This is a genomic window from Haloplanus sp. HW8-1 (assembly GCF_023703795.1).
Classification (GTDB): Archaea; Halobacteriota; Halobacteria; order Halobacteriales; family Haloferacaceae; genus Haloplanus; species Haloplanus pelagicus.
Genome location: NZ_CP098518.1, coordinates 260,084 through 280,163, shown reverse-complemented (window position 1 = coordinate 280,163; position 20,080 = coordinate 260,084). Strand labels below are relative to the sequence as shown.

The following is a 20,080-nucleotide window of genomic DNA, read 5'->3' as shown; positions in this document are numbered from 1 at the left end:
ATCGCCATCGTGACGGAGCGAACCGACGGAGGCTGCGCGTTCGCGCGGGGACACTGCCACCGCCCTCCGTAGGTTTTTGAATCCGATGGAAGACGGGTAGGTATGGCACCGACGATCACGCGGATCGAGAGCGTCGAGTTCGAATACCCGCTCGAGGACGTGGGCACCGACGAGAACGGGTTCAACCTCGTCTACGACCCCGGGACGACGACGATGCGGCAACTGTTCGGCCTCCGCATCGAGACCGACGCGGGCGTCACGGGCGAGTACGTCGGCGGGAACTCGCCGGCGTTCGCCCAGATCAACCAGTTCGCGGACTATCTGATCGGGGAGAACCCCCTCGAACGGGAGCGCCACTGGAGCGAGATCAGGCGCGGCCTGCGGAACTACGACCAGATGGGCATCGGACCGGTCGACATCGCACTCTGGGATCTCGAGGGCAAACACCGGGGGGCGCCGATCCACGAACTCCTGGGTACCTACCGCGAGCGCCTGCCCGCGTACGCGTCGACGTACCACGCCGACGACGCCGGGGGGCTCGACTCCCCCGAAGCGTTCGCGGACTTCGCCGAGGAGTGTGCGGCGTTGGGGTACGGTGGCTTCAAGATCCACGGCTGGGGTGGGGCGGCGGTCGCCCGAAACGTCGACCGCGAGATCGAAACCGTCCACGCCGTCGGGGAGCGCGTCGGAGACGACCTAGATCTGATGCTCGACCCGTCCTGCGAGTACGAGACGTTCGCCGACGCACTCAAGGTCGGGCGAGCCTGCGACGAGGAGAACTTCCTCTGGTACGAGGATCCGTATCGCGACGGCGGCGTCTCGGCACACGGCCACCGGAAACTCAGGGAGCGTCTGGAGACTCCGCTCCTCCAGACCGAGCGGGTGCGGGGGCTCGAACAGCACGCCGACTTCGTGGCAAGCGAGGCGACGGACTTCGTCCGGACGGACCCCGAGTACGACGGCGGCATCACGGGGGCGATGAAGATCGCTCGGGTCGCGGAGGGGTTCGGACTCGACGTCGAGGTCCACGCCCCGGGTCCCGCGAAACGCCACTGTATGGCCGCGATCCGCAACACCAACTACTACGAGATGGCGCTGGTCCACCCGGACTGTCGGAACACCCAGCCGCCCGTGTACGCCGGCGAGTACGAGGACTTCCTCGACACCATCGACGCGGACGGCACCGTCGGCGTTCCGGACGACCCCGGCCTGGGGGTCGAGTACGACTGGGACTACATCGAGGCCAACCGTACCGGTTCCCGAACCTACGGGTGACGCCGATCCGGGTGGCTGCACTCGGGGCGCCGATCGCAGTCGGTCGGAACCGTGACGGATCACTCACCGGGGTTTTTAATAAATTTCGAACCGACGTGTGGCATACGACGATGGGAACCATTCGGGCGCTGTTGGCCAAGGTGGACGAACGGATCGTGCGGACGATCGTCAGTCTCGAACGACAGGAATCGGAGCACTGGTGGAAGGGAATCCTCGTCGGGCTCGCGCTCTTTTTCGTCACGTTCGGGGTGATCGGCGCCGTCCCCGGAGCGGGAGCCCTGGCGTCCGGCGTCCGGTATCTCTTCGTGTTCGTGTTGGCGCTGGCGTGGGGGATTCTCCTGCTATCGACCTTCCTCGACGCGAAGTACGTCGGGGAACACTCGGAGTGGGAACCGACGGTGGGGCTGTACCTGGCCGTACTTCTGTTTTTTCCCTTCGCCGGTCCCGTCGCCGGTGGCGTCTACCTGTACAACCGACACAGGTTCGTCGGTGTCCCGTAGGTTGCGGTCACTCACCGGCACCGAAGTCCGGCTCTCGGTCCTCGAAGAACGCCCGTACACCCTCCGAAGCTTCGGGCGACGTGAACACCTGCTTGAATAGGGCCAACTCGCGGCTCCTGGCCCGCTCTTTCGACTCGGTTCGGTACGCTTCTAACGTCCGTTTTATCGCCGCGACGGCCGGGGCAGGACGCCGAGCGACCGTCTCCGCGAACGCCGTCGCCGCCGCGTACGTGTCCGACGGCTCACAGACCTGCGTCACGACACCCAGATCCGCCAGCTCCGAACTCGAGTAGACCTCTCCCGTGAGGAGGATCTCCAGCGCCTTTCGCCTGCCGACGAGTTCGGGGAGCAGTTCGATCGCTCCGGTCCCCGGGAACAACCCCCGCTTGATCTCCGGAAATCCGATCTCGGCGTCCGCCGAGGCGAACACGACGTCACAGTGGAGGAGTAGTTCTGCACCGCCACCCACCGCGACACCTTCGACGACGGCGACGATCACCGTCGACGACGTCATCATCTCCTCGATCAGGTCCCGTCCCCTGTTCCACGCGGCCTCGATTTCGGCTTCGGTCTCCGCGGATTCGATCCAGGACCGCGATTCGTTCAGATCCCGGCCGCCGGAGAACGTTCCCCGCTCTTGACCCCGCAAGAGGAGACACTGCGCCTCGGGATCGGCCTCGGTCCGCTCGACCACGTCGAATAGTTCCGCCTTCAGATCGCTCGTCAGCAGGTTCACCGGCGGGTTGTCGATCCGGACCGTTCGGACCGGTCCGTCGCCCTCGTAGTCGAGATACTGGTACGTGTCGTCGTGTGACATGAGTTCGACCACCACTCCGACGTACAAATAACGTTCCCCGGCAGGGGAATGGGAAAGCCCGTCCGTCCGGTTCCCGCCACGAACGGGACGGGACGGGACGGGACGTCGAGGAACCAGGGAGATACTGTGAGAGACCATCACACATTTTAAAATGCAGCGGATTCTGCACACGAGCGTACAATGAACGCGAAGACGATCGGGTACGTCGGACTCGGAATCATGGGACTGCCAATGGCCAAGAACCTCCTCGATGCGGGATATCCAGTGGTCGGTCACAACCGATCCCGGGAACCCGTCGACGAACTCGTCGAGTACGGGGGGGACGGGGCAGGGACGCCACGGGAGGCGGCAGCGAAGGCGGACGTCGTCATCACCTGTCTGCCCGACTCGGAGACGGTCGAGGAGGTCGTCCTCGGGGACGACGGGGTCGCAGCGGGGCTCAACGACGGCGAGGCGGTGATCGACATGTCGACGATTTCGCCCCCAGTTGCCGAGGAGGTCGCCAACCGACTCGCCGAGCAGGACGTCCACTTCATGGACGCACCGGTCAGCGGCGGCGAAAGCGGTGCGGTCGAGGGAACGCTCTCGATCATGATCGGCGGCGACGAAGACGTGGTCGACGACCACGACGACGTCTTCGAGACGCTCGGTGAGACTATCACGCACTGTGGGGAGCCTGGAACCGGACAGATCACGAAAGCGTGCAACCAGCTGGTGGTGAGCGGGATGATCGAGGTCCTCGCGGAGGGGCTCGTGTTCGCCCACCAGGCGGGAGCGGACCCCGCGACCGTCTACGATGCCATCAGCGGCGGCTCCTGCAGGGGATTCGTCATGGACCACCACGGCTCCCACATGGTCGAAGGGGACCACGAGCCCGGGTTCTACGCCTCGTACATGTACAAGGACCTCTCCTACGCGATCGAGGCGGCACAGGAGTACGGGGCGCCGGTGCCCACGGCGGCCGTCACCCACGAACTGTACAAATCGACGGTCGAATCCGGCCACGGCCAGGAGAAGAACACGGCCGTCATCAAGGTCCTGGAGAACATGGTGGGCGGGGTCGACGTGGCGAGCGGCGACTGAGTCCGCGTACGCCGTCGGGCGGACGACGCAGGGGCCCGCCGGTCCGTCCTCACCGGAAGGGATCGGCGGTCTCGGTGCCCCACCATCGCCCCACGGTACACGGTCTCACACCGCAACGTTAATATGCGGACGAGGTTACAACTCCGGCAGAGCCATCATGACGGTAGAGACACAGGCCGACGAGACCGGAACACAGCGCGCGGGAAACTACCTACGCCGGTTGGTCATCGCCGGTATCGCCATCGTCTGGACAGGGTTCTGGGCCTCGGTGACGGCGGAGATTTACGCACGGCGTGGGTCGCTCCAGAGTGGACTGGGCGAGACCAGTATTATCGGAGTAGTGGTGGCGATGTTCCTCATATTCATGCTCCCGGCGCTGTTCGTCATCCTCCGACAGGTTCGCGGACAGAGCACCACCGTGTAGCGGGTGACCGCCGGGAGTTCTCGGTCCCGACACGGACGTTCGCCGACCGATCCGGGAGCGAGCCGTCGTCATGATGCGGCCGTCCGTCCGAACGTCGGTGCGTCGAGCCCAGCGCGGTGGACCGACGGAGCAGCGACGGCTGTGGGACCCGACGGGGCCGGAACCGATCGCCACTGCGCTGGCGGGGAAGACCTGATCGGGCAGTGAGACGCTGGCAGTACAGCGATACCGTACTCACGCTGTGTACGCTCGCGTTCTTCGTCACGATGGCCGGGCGGTTGGCGATCAGTCCCCTCGTTCCCGACATCATCGACACGTTCGACGTCTCGAACACGGTCATCGGCGTCGCCCTGACCGGGATGTGGCTCACGTACGGGATCGCTCAGTATCCGAGCGGTATCCTCGCGGAGCGGTACGGCGAACGGCTCGTCATCGTCGTCTCGATCGGCGGGACGGCCGTCGTCAGCCTCGCGATCGCGTTCGTGCCGGCGTTCGTCGTCTTCGTACTCGCGACGCTCCTGCTCGGGGGCGTCGCAGGACTCCACTTCAGCGTCGCGATAAGCTTCCTCGAAGGGACACAGGAGAGGGTCGGTACCGCCATCGGGATACACAACGCCGGCGGGACGGTCGCCGGCCTGCTCACCCCTATCGTGATCACGTGGATCGCAGTCCGATACGGGTGGCGCCCGGCGCTCGCGGCCGTCGCAGTCGTCGGGATTCCCGCGACCCTGCTGTTCGCCCGGCTGATCCGGCCGATCGAGCGGAGTCCGTCGACGCCGGCGATACGGGACCGGTTCAGCCCCGAGTTCGTGCGCAGGTTGCTTTCCAGCCCGTCGATCGGCGTCACGCTGTACGTCGCCGTCCTCAGCGAACTCGCCTGGCTGGGAACCGCGTCCTTCCTCCCGACGTTCCTCGTCGAGCATCGCGGACAGTCGACGACGACGGCCGGTGCCCTCTTTTCGGCGTACTTCGTCGTACAGGGGTTCGCACAGGTGGGGGTCGGAACCGTCTCGGACCGGATCGGACACGACAACGCGATCGTCGGCTGTATGCTCGCCGGCGCGTTCGGGTTCTGGCTGATCATCGCCGCCCCGGTCTTCGCGGCCGTCGCGGTCGGCGTCGGCCTCGTCGGCGTCGGAATGAGCTTCGGACCGGCGGTGATGCAACGGATCCTGGACGAACTCCCGGACGAGGAACAGAACGCCGGGTTCGGGCTGGTGCGAACCATATACATGATCGTCGCGTCCCTCGGGCCGGCGATGATGGGGCTGGTCGCCGATGCGTTCGACTTGGCGATCTCGTTCGGCTTTCTGGCGGCGTTGCTGCTGTCGGTTGTCGCGGTGTACGTGTTTAGCTCCAGTAAATCACAAGTCGGCGTAAGGATTTGTTGACACTGCGGCGGGCGTCGTCAGCCCCGATGCGAGTCAGTATCCGGCGGTGACGCGAGCACTGGTCGTCGCTCCGACGAGCGAGTTCCGGCGCCACGGTACGCCGGTAGATCGCCCTCGGCTACGCGGACGGGTGTCCAACGTTCCGTCTCTCTAATACCCGTGTTCACTCGTTCGTTTGCGTGCCGCTCGTCGTTTTCGCCTCGGGCGTGAGTCGTTCCGGGCCATCGAATCGATCCGGACCGAGCTGGTCGAAATCGATGACGTCGGTCGAGCCGGTGACGATCGCGTCCGAGATCGCCATCCCGACGGTAGGTGACATCATCAGGCCGTGTCCCGAGAATCCGCATGCGACATACAGCCCGTCGACGTCCGTTTCACCGACGATGGGGTGACCATCCGGCGTCGTCGCTAGTACTCCGGTCCAGTGGTTCTTGATCGAGAGATCGGAGATGCCCGGTATGAGCCCACTCACCCTCTCGAGGGCGCGTATCTTGTCTTCCTGACGGACTCGGGGCGTATCGACGCGGTTTTCCAGGGGCTTTTTTTCGAGGCTGACCACCGTCTCTCCGTTTGCTTCCGCTCGGAAGTTCGTGTCGCGCGACTCGTCGATAATGAGGGGGGAATCACGGATGCCGAGCGTGTCGAGGACGAGGTATCCGTGCTGGACGAAATCAACCGGGAGTTCGACGCCGACCTTCGAGGAGAGTTCGTTCCCCCACGCACCCGTCGCGTTGACGACGTTGTCCGCGTCGAACCGGCCGATACTCGTTTCGACCCCCGTCACTCGACCGTTCGACACGAGAACGTCCTCCACCGGCGTCCCGGTCTTTACTTCGGCCCCTTCGGCTTTCGCGGCGTTGGCGAACGCTTGGGTCGTGAGATGCGGGTCGATGAACCCGCAATCGTTACCGAGCAGCGCCCCCTCGAAATCGCTCACGTCGATACAGTCGATCCGTTCTTCTACTTCGGAGGGCGTGATGAACTCGGCGTCGACGCCCAATCGCCGATAGAGGTCCATCCGTTGCTCCCAGACCGACCGAATCTCCTCGTTGCGAAGGAGAAAGAGATAGCCGGAACGATGGAACTCGAACTCGTCGCTGACGTTCTCGGAGAAGTTTGAGAAGAACTCGATGTTGCGGTTCATCAGCTCTACGGTGATCGGATGGGAAAACAGGTTCCGAACGCCACCGAGCGCCCGACCGGTTGCTCCGGAGGCTATCTGGTTTTGCTCGAGGAGAACGACGTCCGAACCGTTCTTGGCCAGGAAGTAGGCGACGCTCGTGCCGATGGCCCCGCCTCCGATCACGAGAGTGGTACCATTTGTCATAGCACTGGGTTGTTAAACAAATACAAAAAGCTTCGGTCGCTCGCATTAAAGGGGAAACCACGGGGGCCGGAGACGAACTCCGCAGCGGGACCTGAGCCGTTGGGCAGATCCGAGGAGAGGTGCAAGCCGTGCCGACGGTAGTTCAGTGAGACCACTGGCAGCACCGGCGGAATTCGGGTGTGACGTTCGATCCTCCGGGAGATACCACAGCGTTCGGGATCGGTGTCAGCGCATCGTTTCCCCTCCGTTTACGTTCAGCGTCTCCCCGGTGACGAACGACGCGTCACGGAGGTACGCGACGGCATCGGCTACATCTGTGGGGTCGCCGTACTGACGCAACGGGATCGACTCGATTTCCTGCTGTTTCTCCGCGGAAGTCCGATCCGCGGTCATGTCAGTCTCGATGTGACCCGGTGCAACTGCGTTCACGCGGACGTCGGGGGCGAAATCAACGGCGTGGCTTCGAGTCAGTGAGAGCACCGCGCCCTTCGAAGCCGCGTAGTGACACTCTATCGCGGCTCCCGTATGAGCGAGCATCGACGACATATTCGTGATAGACGGATCGTCGTCGGAATCGTGAAGGTACGGGAGGGCCGACTTCGTCACGTTGAACGCCGAATTGACATTGACGTCCATGATGCGGTCAAAATCTTCGGGAGCGAGCTCGGCCGTGTGAAGGTGCTGATCGATGCCAGCGTTGTTCACGACGTGGTCGACCCCACCGAACGCGTCGACTGTCGAGTCGACGAGACGGTCGGCGCTTGACGGATCCGAGAGGTCTGCTCCAACCGTGATGGCGGATCGACCCCGGTCGCGGATCGCGTCGGCGACGCGCTCCGCTTTCTTATCGTTCTCGTGGTAATTCACCGCGATATCGTAGCCGTCAGCCGCAAAACGGAGCGCGATCGCACGTCCGAGTCCGCGGGAGGAGCCGGTGATTATTGCTGAAGACATACGGATTCGGAGCCCCTGAGACGACTTTATGATTGTGGTACAAGACAACCGAACGAGAGGCCCATCGGGCAGTTCAGGTGAGGCCGCGTAACCGCCGTCTCGAACCGAGGGTGTCGAGGCTACCCCGGCACGAGCGGGTCGGGTAGTATTGGGTGCAGTCACTGTTATGGAACGTCCCAGTGAACACACCACGACCCCAAGGACATCGAGAGGAGACGGGGGAGGAGGACATCCCCGTCGGACCGCAGTGACGAGCGGGGACGGCAGTCAACCAGTTACCGGTCCGACCGCTGTTTTAGCTGGCTGATATTGTATTCGTTCTCGTCGGACCGTCGCTCTAGTTCCAGCCCTTCGATAGGCCGGATGACGATCTCACCGACGATGTGGGCCTCGCAGCCTTCTTCCAAGTGTCCGGCGACAGTCTGCTCGCCGTTGAACGCGACGAGGTGCAGATGGGGTTCCCCGTTCGCGATCATTCCGTCTATCGTCCCGATCTCCCACGCCCCGAGCAGTTCGAAGGTCTCGTTGCGCCACTTCTCTTCTTTCGGCAGATCCGCCGTCGGGACGTAGTGATAGTTGAGGTTCCGTACTGTGCCGATCGCCGAAACGACGACCCCGGAGTCGATGTCGTATTCATCACACGTCTCCTGGATCGATTCGAGAACCAGGTCCCCGGGCTCTAGTAGGATCGCTATGTGGCCGTCCTCTGCTTGGTGATTTTCCATTTGAAGTCTCCGTCGCCGATGTTCACAAATTGACGTATTAATACTTTTGGTATATATTTGTTGATTGACACTTTTGATACGTGTTTCGCGAGGGTGTCATAGAACTCTGCACACACCGTGATGATCGTGCGTCCCAGATCGTCTCCACGTTCGTAGTTGATGATGGCGACGACGAGGCGAAGACACTCGGTGTTTACCCTGCTCTTTGGAGTATTACTCGCTCTATGGCACCCTCATTCGATGTTTGGCTGGCATGATTTCGACGATGAAAACGGTGTCTGTCGATTCACAGAATCACAGCTAAACGGCGGTACTAATTGACAAGTATCTTATTATCTGATGCCAGACGGTTCAGGTGCATGAGTAGGCGGGGAATGGGGGTGAACACGTACGTCGCGGTCCTGCTGTTGCGATGATCCGACGACGACTCGGGGCGTTCCCGCGAGACGGGGTAGCCGAGCCAAATGCATTTAAAACCGGAGGCCGACTGTCCGTCCGCATGTCAGACAAAACGGTCGGATTCGTCGGACTCGGAATCATGGGCCTGCCGATGGCCAAGAACCTCATCGACGCGGGATACGACGTCGTCGGATACAATCGTTCCGACGCTCCGGTCGACGAACTCGTCGAATACGGAGGGGAAGACGGCGGATCGCCGGCGGGCGTCGCCGAAGGGAGCGACGTCGTCCTGCTTTGTCTGCCGGACTCGCCCGACGTCAAGCGGGTCGTGTTGGGGGGCGACGAGGAGGACGCGCCTGTCGTCGACGGGCTACGCGAGGGCATGACGCTCATCGATCACTCGACGATCTCGCCGACGGTGACCGAAGAGATCGCAGCAACACTCGACGACCAGGGCGTGGCTATGCTCGACGCCCCCATCTCCGGCGGCGAGGGGGGCGCGATCGACGGGACCCTCTCGATCATGGTCGGTGGCGACGAAGCGGTCCTCTCCGAACAGATGCCGGTCCTCGAAGCCATGGGGGAGACGATCACACACTGCGGTCCGAACGGGGCGGGGCAGACGACGAAGGCCGCGAACCAGATCGTCGTCGCCGCACAGATGGTCGGCGTCAGCGAGGCGCTGGTGTTCGCGGGACAGGCCGGCGCGGACCTGGAAGCCGTCGTCGACGCGATCAGCGGCGGGGCCGCTGGCTGCTGGGCGCTCGACGAACGCGCGCCCGACATGATCCACGGGGATTTCGACCCGGGATTCTTCGCCGAATACCAGTACAAGGACCTCCGGATCGCGACCGACGCCGGTGAAGCCTTCGGCGCCCCGATGCCCCAGACGGAACTGGCACACGAACTGTACAAGTCGATGGTTCAAAACGACATGGGGAAAGACGACAACTCCGGCGTCATGCAGGTACTGGAAATGATGGCTGGTGACGAGGCGCGCGCGGAAAAATAGCGCTCCCTCGCGGAGGATATCCGCGCGGCGCCACGGAATCGCGGCCGGCCGATCCGGAACACCGACAAAACCTTTATTGCCATCGCAGGGAGTTGTGTCATGACAGATAGACGATTACGAGGTATATAATAATGTCAGATACCGACAGAATGTCGATCGACCAAGGGGAAACGGACACCAACGAAAGCGCATCGGGATCGAAAACGAACGTCAAACTGGACCACATCACGAAGATCTTCCAGGACGACGAAGAGGGGGAGGTCGTCGCCGTCGACGATCTCTCCCTCGATATTCTGGACGGCGAGTTCCTGGTGTTCGTCGGGCCGTCGGGCTGTGGGAAGACGACCACGCTCCGGACCGTCGCCGGGCTGGAGACGCCGACGGAGGGCCAGATCATCATCAACGACGAGGATGTCACCGGCCAAGACCCGCGTCAGCGGAACATCGCGATGGTGTTCCAGAACTACGCGCTGTATCCGCACAAGACGGTCCGCCAGAACATGAGTTTCCCCCTGGAGGTTCGGAACTACCCCTCAGACGAGATTACGAAGCGGGTCGAAAACGCCGCGGAGTTGCTCGACATCACCGAACTCCTCGAGCGACGACCGAAGCAGTTGTCCGGTGGCCAGCAACAACGCGTCGCGCTCGGCCGAGCCATCGTTCGCGAGCCCGACGTGTTCCTGCTCGACGAACCGCTGTCGAACCTGGACGCGAAGCTCCGGTTGCAGATGCGGACCGAGCTCAACGAACTCCACCAGAAGGTCGGCAAGACGACGATCTACGTGACCCACGACCAGGCGGAGGCGATGACGTTGGGTGACCGCGTGGCGGTGATGCGTGACGGCGAGATCCAGCAGGTCGGGCCGCCACAGACGCTCTATGACAACCCCGTCAACCTGTTCGTGGGGGGGTTCATCGGCGAGCCACCGATGAACTTCTTCCCGGTGAATGTCGAGGAAACCGGGGACGGATACGGTGTCAGCTCTCAGCACTTCGACTTTCGGCTCCCGGATCGGTTCACTCAGAAGCTATCGGAGCGTGGCTCGGCGCTGGAGGACGCGATCCTCGGCATCCGCCCGGAGGATATCACCGACGCCGAACTCATCGACGAAACCCAAGGACACCACGTCTTCGACTCCCGGGTGAAGATCGTCGAACCCCTCGGGTCCGACAAGTTCCTCACGATGATCGAACCCGATCACGACCCGTCCGAGGAGCCGATCACGAGCGCCGGAACGGAAGGTGAGGTTATCACGCAGGCCACCGAGGAGTTTACCGTCCGGGTCCCGCCGGAGAGCACCGCCAGGGAGGGCGATATCCTCCAGGTCGCGATGGAACTGGACTCGCTGCACCTGTTCGACGCGGCGACTGGGAAAAACGTCCTCTCGGACAAGAAGATCCACTACAAAACACAGTAACCGGGCGGAGTCCGTCACCCTGCCGGGGCACCGTTCCGCCGAGGACGGGCGCCGACTTCCCGCGTCGGTTCGCCGCCCACTCGGGCGGCACCGTCGCGAGGGGGCGCCGCGTCCGCCGTCGACCCGCGTCGACGTACCCCGCCGCTGACGCCCACTCAGTGGAGAACCAGCTGAGGTGGACCGAGAGCGTCGGAGGATTCCTTATCGAGCGTCATCGAAACCGCACGCTCGAAGTCCTCCAGGCCGTCGAGTTCGTGGGAGAGATAATCGGAGATGGACACGCGACCGCTCGCGACCAGTTCCGTGGCGAAGATTCCGGTGTCGGTGGTGGGATTCAGCGAGATGACGCCCGCCTTGTCCTTCGGCGAGATCCACGTCAGGTATTTTTTCCGCAGCGCGGACGGGTCGACCGTCACCTCGTCCGTGAGGTGGCCGACCGGCACGAACGTCCCCCCGGGTCGGACCATCTCGAACGCCTGCGTCACGGGGCCCGAACCGGCGGTCAAATGGGGCTGTGAGCCGCCGACCGCCTCGAACACGACGTCGACACCGATACCGTCGGTCGCCCGGTGGACCCGTTCGACGGGATCAGTCTCCCCGGCGTCGATTCCGACCATCCCCTGCTCTTTTGCCAGTTCGACCTTCGCCGGGTCGACGTCGACGGCGAAGACACGGCTGGCCCCGTAGTTCAGCGCCAGTTGTCCGAGTTGGTATCCCATCACGCCGGTGCCGACGACGCCAACGGTGTCGCCGGAGTCGATACCGGCATCGTGGACCGAGACGAGCGCCGCTGCCAGCGGCTGTAAGGCGGCCGCCTCGGCGTCGGACACCGCATCGGGAACCGTACAGAGCGTCTCCGCCGGCGCAGCCACGTACTCCGCCAGCGCGCCCGGGCGATGCATCCCGATCGTTCGCGGGTGCCGACAGTACGTCTCCTCGTCCGCTCGACAGTAGACACACTCGCCGCACGGGCTCTTTCCGGGCGCGTAGACGCGGTCACCGTCCTCGAACGCGTCGACGCCGCTCCCGGTGGCGGTCACGACGCCGGAAAACTCGTGGCCGAAGAGGCGACCGTCGCCGTCGGTGATCCGGCTTCGAACGTCCTCGTACCCCGATTCGTACATGTCGTGGTAGATCCGACATTCGGTCACGCTGAGCTGGACCCGTGACACGCGGACGAGGACTTCGCCGTCCCCGGGTTCCGGGCGTGGGACGTCGTCTACCGTGGCGTCGCCGAAGTCGTGACAGATGACTGCGTCCATGACGTCGTCCATGCGCCACGATCACATAAATTCGAGGGCAGGTCGCACACCGGCCGCCAGAACCCGACTGCCCCGCCGAGCCGCGGACTGCGGTCGGCTATCCGTCCCAGGGCGTGTCGAGATCGTACGTGGCCGCAATCTCCGAGAGCGTTTCCCGCACGCCGTCCCCGAGGGGGATCCCATCTCGCTCCCGTTCGGCGCGAATCCGCGCCTCGGGTTCCCCGGGCAACAGCACCTCGTCGACTCCCTCGGCCGTCCGCTGTGATTTCAGCTCCGAGATCATCGTCTCGACGTCACCCTTGAACGCCTCAACGTCGCGGAACGCGCCGACGTCGATCGCGCCGACGAAGTGCCCGACCCGCTGTGGCTTCGCGTAATCGTCGTAGAGGGAATCGACGCTCGGGCTGCTCCCCATCCCGGAGAGAAGGCCGGAACAGACGTCCACCAGGAGCCCCAGCCCGTATCCCTTCGGCCCGCCGACGGGACGGAGTGCGTGGAACTCCGAGGGGTCCGTCGTCGGGGCCCCCCGTTCGTCGAGTACCCACTCCTCGGGGATCGACTCGCCCTCCTCCTCGGCGAGGATGATCTTTCCCTTCGCGACCACGCTCGTGGCCATGTCGAGCGTGATCGTCGGCGACTCCAGCGTCGGGATGGAGTACGCGAGCGGGTTCGTTCCGAAGTACGGATCGATGCCGCCGAACGGGGCGACGTTCGGCCCCACGTTGGTCATCGCAAAGCCGATGCAGTCGCTCTCGGCAGCCCGCTCCGTATAGTACGCGGCCGTCCCGAAGTGGTTGCTGTTCTCGACGACGGCGAACGCGGCGCCGACCTCCTTCGCTCGCTCGACCGCCCGGTCCATCGCTTCCACCGTCGCGTACTGACCCGGGCCGTCGTCGGCATCCACGCGAAACGTCCCGGAACGGGTCCCGGTGACGGAGAGGTTCGGCGAGTCGTTGAACCCGCCCCGTTCCAACTTCAGGGTGTAGGGTTCGAGGCGGACGACCCCGTGTGAATCGACGCCCCGCAGGTTTGCCGTCACCAGTCCGTCGGCGAGTACGGTACTCACGTCGTCGGTGAGCCCCGCCCGCGAGAAAACTGATCGAGTGAACTCCTTCAGCTTCTGGCTGTCGACGCGAATTTCGTCCGTCGTCATCTCGGGCGGAATTCAGGAGCCTTCAGGTTAAAGATGGGGGTGGGTGCGAGGGCGGTCCTCTCCGGGAATCGATCCGTGATCGCCGGACCCATCCGGGTCCCGGAAGTAGCTTTTTGTAACTAGAAAGAGACACTCTACAGGCGATGGAGCAACACAACGCATTCAGGGAGCGTATCGAGAACGACGAGGCCGTCCTGGGCGCACGCGCGTCGACCTTCTCGCCCGCACTGATAGAGATCTACGGAAACCTCGGACTGGACTTCGTCTGGCTGGACTTCGAACACACCGGGGAGAGTCCCTGGGACTCCATGGTCTTCGAGGACCTCACACGGGCCGCCGAGGCGGGCGACATCGAACTGTTCGTCCGTCTGCCGGCGCCGGACCCGGCGCTGATCCGGAAGGTGCTCGACGCGGGCGTCAGGAACCTCCTGATCCCGCGTATCGACAGCGCAGCGGAGGTACGTCGCGCGGTCGAAGCGACGCGGTTCGTGTACGATGAAGAGCCGGGAGAGCGTGGAATCGCGGGCGGCCGGTCGAGTGCCTACGGAAACGCGGACGACTACGTGCGACGCGAGGACGAGAACGTCTGTCTCGGGGTGATGATCGAGAAGACGACGGCGGTCTCGGAGCTCTCGGAGATCCTCTCCGTGCCGGAACTCGGGTTCGTGTTCATCGGCCCCGGCGATCTATCGGTCCAGCTCGGTCACCCCGGCAACCGGGACCATCCGGAGGTACAGGAGACGATCGATCAGATCGTGGCTGCCGGCCGGGATGCGTCCGTGCCGGTCGGGGGGATCGCTCACGATCCCGAGTTGGCGAACGAAAAGATCGACGCCGGCTACCGGATCATCCGACTGGGCGGGGAGTTCGAATCCGCCCAGCAGGTCCTGGGGACCCGCTTGGACGACCTCGCCGAACTCCGGGACGGCGAGTGATCGGACGCCACCGGATCGCGGACGGTCGCCGATGAACAGGCGACGCCGCGCGGTCGTCGGCCCGGTGTGAGTCGGCACCCCGTTTCGGTGACCCTTCCGTTCGCCCGCAGGGGCCATCACCTGAGTGTTAAAGATTCGCATCGTGTACGCCGTCTCTCGGTACCAGTACCTCTATTGTGGAGAGTATCGGTGTTCGATCAGTGATACGGATCGAGCACCTGCTCGGAGAGGAGGCGGTCATCCTCCAGGACCGGGACATGCGTCTCTTGCTCCTGGCGAACGCTATCGGAGCTCTCGGGACGGCGCTCGTCTCGCCGATCCTCGAAACTCTCACGGGACCGTTGAACGTCTCCGCAGCCGAGATCGGACTCTTGGTCACGGCGGTGGCCGCCCCGTCGATCGTGTTTATTCCCATCATGGGGCTGCTCTCCGATCGGCTCGGTCGCAAGCCCCTGCTCGTCGCGGGCCTGTTGCTGTTCGGAATCGGCGGCGTCGGCATCGCGTTCACGACCGACTTTCGTGTCATCCTCGGCCTGCGAGTGCTCCAGGGGATCGGCTTCTCGAGTGTCACCCCGAACATCATCACCTGTCTCGGAGACATCTACGACGGGAACGCGGAGGCGACGGCCCAGGGGTTCCGGTTCGGCGTCAGCGGCGTGTCACAGGCCGTCTTTCCGGCGATCGCCGGGGCTATCGTCGTCGTTTCGTGGCGGTATCCCTTTCTCATCTACGGGCTCGCGTTTCCCGTCGCCGCCGTCGTCGCGGCCTGGTTGGACGAACCAACCGACGGCGACGACGGGCCTCCCGAATCGGAGTCCCGGACCACGATGGAGTACGTCGCCGACCTCCTCGGACTCGTGCGCCGTCGCCGCGTGGCAGCGTACCTCTTCGCGCGCGCGACCGTCGTGTTACCGTTCGTCACGTTTCTTACGTACAATTCGCTGGTAGTGATCCGACTGCAGGCCGGTTCGGCGGGACAGGCGGGGCTCGTGGTCGCCCTGTTCAGCGTCATGTACGCGATCGTGGCCACACAGACCGGCCGCGTCCTCAGTCGGTTCGACAGTCCGACGATACCGCTCCTCGCGGCGAACGTGTTTCTGGGTGGGGGACTCGCGGGCTTCGCCGCCTCGCCGTCCGTGATCCTCGCGGTGCCGGCAGTGCTCGCGGTCGGCATCGGCGTCGGCCTCACGTTCTCGATGTATCGGAGCATCATCACGGGACTGGCCCCCCAACAGTTGCGGGGGGGGCTGGTCAGTCTCGCCGAATCGGGCGCGCGTATCGTCGTCACGGCCACACCGGTCGTGGTGGGTATCTCGCTCGTCTCGGCGGAGTCGGTGCTCCCCCCCGAAGCCGCACTGCGGTGGGTGATCGTCGCGACCGGCCTCCTGTCCGGGGTGGTCGGACTCGTCGCTGTCGTCGTGGCTCGCACGTCGGCGCCGGTCCCCCAGTCGCCGACGGCCTAGTGGGAGAGACCGCGGCGACCTCCGGACCGACGGCCGTCTGCGGTGCGGAGGACGGACCGCTGCTCGAGGACGGGTGTGACGTCCGTCCGGCACCGACATCATATTAGGGGACGGGACCGACGACCGGACACGCATGGTGGACGATACGTCGGATACCCAGGCCGAAATCGAGAAGCTACGGGCTCGGGAGCCAGGCGAGGCCGACGAGGAGGTGTACGCGGACGTCGACATCTCCGCGTTGCCTCCCTGGTGGCGGCGGGCGATCGAGGAGTTCGAGGAGCACGACCTCCGGCCGTACCGGCCGCCGCGTTTTTCCGACGGAACGCTGAAGCACGTGGTGGTCGACCGTCTCGAAAACCGCTACGACGTGAGGTTTCGGTTCGTCGGTATGAACGTATCCTACGGTGACGAGTGGGAGGTGTACGTCGACGGTGATCGACTCGGGACGATCGGACGCCATCGGTCCCCGCACGGGTATACGGTCTACGAGATGGAGAGCGACGAGTTCGTCTCGTGGGTCGAAACGGCCATCCCGACAGAGCGAGAGTGACGATATCCGGAAGTACGGGACGAAAGAGCGAACGCGAGGTCGGGAGCGGGCGACCGTCACACCACCCAAAATTTTAATCGGTACGAAAGTAATTGGCACGCTATGGAAGTCCGATCCATCTTCATCGGCGCGGCGGTCGCGCTCGCGTTCATTTACCTGACCGTGACCGAGCCGACCAAGGTTTCGCTGGTGTACAGAGCAGTGTACACGGCCATCGCCCTGACGGCCATCGTGACGATAGGCTACGGCATCGCGGATCGCGTCCGGTCGGGGCCGTCTCCGCCGTAGCGGCTCGCTCCGCCGTCGCTGATCACGCGACGGGCCGAGAACGTCGGCGACCTCCCTGCCGCGTGTCCGATCACGTCCCGCGGACCATCCCGGATCCGGGGCTTGGGAGGCGGATCGGTGTGTCGACTTCGAGCCATCGAGTGTGTGATCCGTTCGACGGAACCCAAAACACTAACTCGCCGAGCGGCGAGAGCCGAACGGAGACGAGTACTATGACAGAACGAGAGTGGGACGTCCTCCTTCCGCAGGATATCGATCCGGCCGGTCCGGAGTCGATCGACGACATCGCATCGTTCACGTCCGTCAGCGAGTTCGGCCTCGCCCCGGACGATCTGAAGCCACACATCGGTCGGTTCGACGCGATCATCCTCCGGAACGCGGAGCTGACCCGGGAGGTACTGGAAGCAGCGGGCGACTTGAAGATCATCGCAAAGCACGGTGTCGGGCTCGACAACGTCGACATCGACGCCGCGAGCGAAAACGACATCGTCGTGTGCAACACCCCCGGCGCGAATGCGCGTTCGGTCGCCGAACACGCGCTCACGCTGCTTCTTGGTGTCAACCGCCGACTCGTCGCCATGGATTCGGCGACGCGGGACGGAGAGTGGGACCGCCCGCGATGGATCTCCGACGAAGTCGCTGGCAAGACGGTCGGCCTGTTCGGCTGTGGAGACATCGGTCAGGTACTGGCCGAACTGGTCGCCGGGCTCGGCCTCGACGTCCTCGGGTACGATCCGTACCTCGACGAAGACGACCTCCCGGACGTCATAACGAAAGTCGAGGAGACGTCCACGCTCTTCGAGCGGTCGGACGCGATCAGTATCCATTCGCCGCTGACGGACGAGACCAATCACGCGATATCGACGGACGAACTGCAAGCACTCGGCCCCGAAGGCATCCTCATCAACACGGCGCGGGGCCCGATAGTCGACGAGAGCGCCCTCGTAACCGCACTGAGGGACGACGTGATCTTCGGCGCCGGAATCGACGTCTTCGAGGACGAACCGCCGGCCGACGATAACGAGTTGTTCGACCTCCATAACGTCATCCTCTCTCAGCATATCGGTGGCGTGACGAGCGAGGCGATGCGACGCATGTCGACAGGGGCTGCCGAGTGCGTTCGCGAGAGGTACCAGGGGCGACTCCCAGACACGACCGTCAACGCGGATGAGCTAGACCGTTAGCTCCGGGGGGGGACGCCCCGCACCGTGTAGTTCCGTATGCGAAATCTCGGTCGTGTCCCGCCCCTGCTCCGGGAGACCGATCGCCGTCGGGACGTGATCGCTCGCCGTCGAGCTGTCGACGACAGGGTCCGGTCGAAACCCGCCACTGACCGTCGTTCGGGAGGTCCCGAGCGTTCGGAACGGCACCGGCCCGGGGGACCGGGTTCTCGGGGCAACGATACGGCCTCGTCTCAGCGGGACCGGAATTTCGTCTTTCGAAATAATTGGACGACGGGACCCACCGGCCCGCGCCGGCCCAAACCCACTAAATAACAATCGTATTCTTGTTATCCAATGTGTTGGTATAAGTACTATAATCAATATAAGGTCGGTCGAGTTTCCGAGAGGATATGAACGAGTCACAATGGGAAACCACAATGGGTAGACACCACAGAAAGTTTCATAATGATAAAGATGCCACGAGATACCATGACAGACCGCTCGACTCCGGGTCGCACCGAACCCCTGAAGTCGGTCGAAACGGCGATCACCGTCGTCGAGGGCCTGCGGGAACTCGACGGTGGACGGGTATGCGAGGTCGCCGAACGGACCGGCCTCGCGAACAGCACGGCGTACAAGTACCTGAACACGCTCCGCAAGCACGACTTCGTCGTCAAGGAGGACAACCAGTACAGACTGGGGCTCAGATTCCTGACGCTTGGGGGATACGTCCGGAACGCAGTGCTCCCCGCAGATCGGATCTGGGAGACGTTGAAGACGATCGCCAACCGGACTGGAGAGATGACGCATTTCACGACGGAGGAACACGGGCGGGCGGTCATGTTGTACGCCTTCCGGGGGGAGACGGGAGTCCAGACCCGTGCGAACGTCGGTCAGCGGCTGTACATGCACCAGGTCGCCTCCGGGAAGGCGATCCTCTCGACGATGTCCGACGAGGAGATACGGACGATCGTGGACCGGCACGGATTGCCGGAGGCGACGGAGAACACGACCACCGATGCCGACGCGCTCTTTACGGAGATCGAGCGAATCCGCGATACCGGCGTCGCGTTCAACAACGAGGAGAGCGCGGAGGGCGTCCACGCGGTCAGCGTCCCGCTCGCTCCCGGTGACGACAGCGCCATCGGAGCCTTTACCATCGCCGGCCCGGCCTCCCGCCTCAAAGGAGAACGCCTGACGGAGGAACTGCCGGCCAGACTCGACGAGGCGGTGAACGAACTCGAGTTACGCCTCAGATACGAAGGCAACCCGCAGTCGTCGACGGAGTAAGCGGGTGTCCCCACGCGGGGCGGCGGCGTCCGACGCGCTACTCCCGGCGTTCGACGAGCGAAACGTGCTCCGCGACCAACACCGTCTCGCCGCGCTGGTTCGTCGCTTCGTATCGCTCGACGACCTTCCCGTACTGCTCGCTGTGGTCGGACGTCTCGATGACCTCGCTGTGGATCGACAGCGTGTCGCCGACGTACACCGGCTCGACGAACCGAATCGACTCGTAGCCGTAGGAGAGACGCGTCAGGACGATACCGGCGGCCCACGAGGAGACGATCGCAAACACCAGCGTCCCGTGAGCGACGCGTTCCTCCAGAACGGGGTGATCCTCGACGTAGGGATCGCTCATGTGGATCGGATGGACGTCCGCCGTGAGCCCAGCGAAGGTGTTGATATCCGAGTCGGTGATCGTCCGGACGTCCTCGACGGAGAACTCGTCACCTACGTCGAACTCCTCGAAGTACCGCTCCTCGAACGGAGGTTTGCCCATACGGCACCGTTACGAGACCGGCGCATAAACGTTTGGACGAAGTCGCCGGATCCGACCGACGGGCCTCCTCACGAGAACGGCCAGTACACGGCGACGATCCGCCACCCCGATCCAAGATGCAGGCCCGATAGATATGGAATGAATGACAAAATATTTATATT

20 protein-coding genes and 1 pseudogene are annotated in these 20,080 nt (G+C 63.8%); 14 read left to right on the top strand and 7 right to left on the bottom strand.

Going from position 1 to position 20,080, the window contains the following annotated elements; translation table 11 throughout:
* Positions 1-102 precede the first annotated feature (102 nt).
* Both NBT82_RS01445 and NBT82_RS01440 read left to right on the top strand, forming a co-directional pair.
* On the top strand, positions 103-1,275 hold the full coding sequence (locus tag NBT82_RS01445; protein ID WP_251329817.1) for an enolase C-terminal domain-like protein: 1,173 nt from the start codon (positions 103-105) through the stop codon (positions 1,273-1,275).
* 110 nt (positions 1,276-1,385) lie between these two features.
* Complete coding sequence (locus NBT82_RS01440; protein WP_251329816.1) at positions 1,386-1,775, top strand: hypothetical protein; 390 nt, start codon at positions 1,386-1,388, stop codon at positions 1,773-1,775.
* Positions 1,776-1,782: 7 nt separating this feature from the next.
* Here the strand turns inward: NBT82_RS01440 and NBT82_RS01435 are convergent, their stop codons facing one another.
* Positions 1,783-2,592, bottom strand: a complete 810-nt coding sequence (locus NBT82_RS01435) for an enoyl-CoA hydratase/isomerase family protein (RefSeq protein WP_251329815.1) — start codon at positions 2,590-2,592, stop codon at positions 1,783-1,785.
* A 177-nt stretch (positions 2,593-2,769) separates the two neighbouring features.
* Here NBT82_RS01435 and NBT82_RS20395 point away from each other — a divergent pair.
* The 4 genes and pseudogenes from NBT82_RS20395 to NBT82_RS01420 all read left to right on the top strand — a co-directional run.
* Positions 2,770-3,252: pseudogene (locus NBT82_RS20395) on the top strand (NAD(P)-dependent oxidoreductase); the annotation flags it as partial.
* Complete coding sequence (locus tag NBT82_RS20390) at positions 3,250-3,675, top strand: NAD(P)-dependent oxidoreductase (protein WP_305882181.1); 426 nt, start codon at positions 3,250-3,252, stop codon at positions 3,673-3,675. The pseudogene NBT82_RS20395 and the gene NBT82_RS20390, both read left to right, overlap by 3 nt.
* A gap of 157 nt (positions 3,676-3,832) precedes the next feature.
* A complete protein-coding gene (locus tag NBT82_RS01425; protein WP_251329813.1) occupies positions 3,833-4,099 on the top strand; it encodes a hypothetical protein in 267 nt (88 codons plus the stop codon).
* A gap of 203 nt (positions 4,100-4,302) precedes the next feature.
* On the top strand, positions 4,303-5,490 hold the full coding sequence (locus tag NBT82_RS01420; protein ID WP_251329812.1) for an MFS transporter: 1,188 nt from the start codon (positions 4,303-4,305) through the stop codon (positions 5,488-5,490).
* Between the two features lie 163 nt (positions 5,491-5,653).
* Here NBT82_RS01420 and NBT82_RS01415 read toward each other — a convergent pair whose 3' ends face one another.
* The 3 genes from NBT82_RS01415 to NBT82_RS01405 all read right to left on the bottom strand — a co-directional run bounded on the left by NBT82_RS01415 (position 5,654) and on the right by NBT82_RS01405 (position 8,496).
* Entirely contained in the window at positions 5,654-6,817 is a 1,164-nt protein-coding gene (locus NBT82_RS01415) for an NAD(P)/FAD-dependent oxidoreductase (protein ID WP_251329811.1), read from the bottom strand.
* A 225-nt stretch (positions 6,818-7,042) separates the two neighbouring features.
* Positions 7,043-7,771 carry an SDR family NAD(P)-dependent oxidoreductase gene (locus NBT82_RS01410; protein WP_251329810.1) on the bottom strand — a complete coding sequence of 243 codons (729 nt, stop codon included), beginning with the start codon at positions 7,769-7,771 and terminating at the stop codon, positions 7,043-7,045.
* A 275-nt stretch (positions 7,772-8,046) separates the two neighbouring features.
* On the bottom strand, positions 8,047-8,496 hold the full coding sequence (locus tag NBT82_RS01405) for a PPC domain-containing DNA-binding protein (protein WP_251329809.1): 450 nt from the start codon (positions 8,494-8,496) through the stop codon (positions 8,047-8,049).
* A 412-nt stretch (positions 8,497-8,908) separates the two neighbouring features.
* Here NBT82_RS01405 and NBT82_RS01400 point away from each other — a divergent pair, with 412 nt between their 5' ends.
* A complete protein-coding gene (locus NBT82_RS01400) occupies positions 8,909-9,907 on the top strand; it encodes an NAD(P)-dependent oxidoreductase (protein ID WP_256476662.1) in 999 nt (332 codons plus the stop codon).
* A 131-nt stretch (positions 9,908-10,038) separates the two neighbouring features.
* Entirely contained in the window at positions 10,039-11,325 is a 1,287-nt protein-coding gene (locus NBT82_RS01395) for an ABC transporter ATP-binding protein (RefSeq protein WP_305882159.1), read from the top strand.
* Positions 11,326-11,480: 155 nt separating this feature from the next.
* Here NBT82_RS01395 and NBT82_RS01390 read toward each other — a convergent pair whose 3' ends face one another.
* Positions 11,481-12,587 carry a zinc-dependent alcohol dehydrogenase gene (locus NBT82_RS01390; protein ID WP_251329807.1) on the bottom strand — a complete coding sequence of 369 codons (1,107 nt, stop codon included), beginning with the start codon at positions 12,585-12,587 and terminating at the stop codon, positions 11,481-11,483.
* A gap of 97 nt (positions 12,588-12,684) precedes the next feature.
* Entirely contained in the window at positions 12,685-13,740 is a 1,056-nt protein-coding gene (locus NBT82_RS01385) for an Ldh family oxidoreductase (RefSeq protein ID WP_251329806.1), read from the bottom strand.
* A gap of 143 nt (positions 13,741-13,883) precedes the next feature.
* Here NBT82_RS01385 and NBT82_RS01380 point away from each other — a divergent pair, with 143 nt between their 5' ends.
* The 6 genes from NBT82_RS01380 to NBT82_RS01355 all read left to right on the top strand — a co-directional run bounded on the left by NBT82_RS01380 (position 13,884) and on the right by NBT82_RS01355 (position 19,429).
* Positions 13,884-14,675, top strand: a complete 792-nt coding sequence (locus NBT82_RS01380; protein ID WP_251329805.1) for an HpcH/HpaI aldolase family protein — start codon at positions 13,884-13,886, stop codon at positions 14,673-14,675.
* 200 nt (positions 14,676-14,875) lie between these two features.
* The gene (locus NBT82_RS01375) at positions 14,876-16,138 is read left to right on the top strand and encodes an MFS transporter (protein ID WP_251329804.1); all 1,263 of its coding nucleotides are present in this window, start codon (positions 14,876-14,878) and stop codon (positions 16,136-16,138) included.
* Positions 16,139-16,271: 133 nt separating this feature from the next.
* Positions 16,272-16,688 carry a hypothetical protein gene (locus tag NBT82_RS01370; protein WP_251329803.1) on the top strand — a complete coding sequence of 139 codons (417 nt, stop codon included), beginning with the start codon at positions 16,272-16,274 and terminating at the stop codon, positions 16,686-16,688.
* A 102-nt stretch (positions 16,689-16,790) separates the two neighbouring features.
* Positions 16,791-16,976 carry a hypothetical protein gene (locus tag NBT82_RS01365; protein WP_251329802.1) on the top strand — a complete coding sequence of 62 codons (186 nt, stop codon included), beginning with the start codon at positions 16,791-16,793 and terminating at the stop codon, positions 16,974-16,976.
* Positions 16,977-17,188: 212 nt separating this feature from the next.
* Positions 17,189-18,160, top strand: a complete 972-nt coding sequence (locus NBT82_RS01360) for a hydroxyacid dehydrogenase (RefSeq protein ID WP_251329801.1) — start codon at positions 17,189-17,191, stop codon at positions 18,158-18,160.
* A gap of 468 nt (positions 18,161-18,628) precedes the next feature.
* Complete coding sequence (locus NBT82_RS01355) at positions 18,629-19,429, top strand: IclR family transcriptional regulator (protein ID WP_251329800.1); 801 nt, start codon at positions 18,629-18,631, stop codon at positions 19,427-19,429.
* A 37-nt stretch (positions 19,430-19,466) separates the two neighbouring features.
* Here the strand turns inward: NBT82_RS01355 and NBT82_RS01350 are convergent, their stop codons facing one another.
* A complete protein-coding gene (locus NBT82_RS01350) occupies positions 19,467-19,919 on the bottom strand; it encodes a MaoC family dehydratase (RefSeq protein ID WP_251329799.1) in 453 nt (150 codons plus the stop codon).
* Positions 19,920-20,080 lie beyond the last annotated feature (161 nt).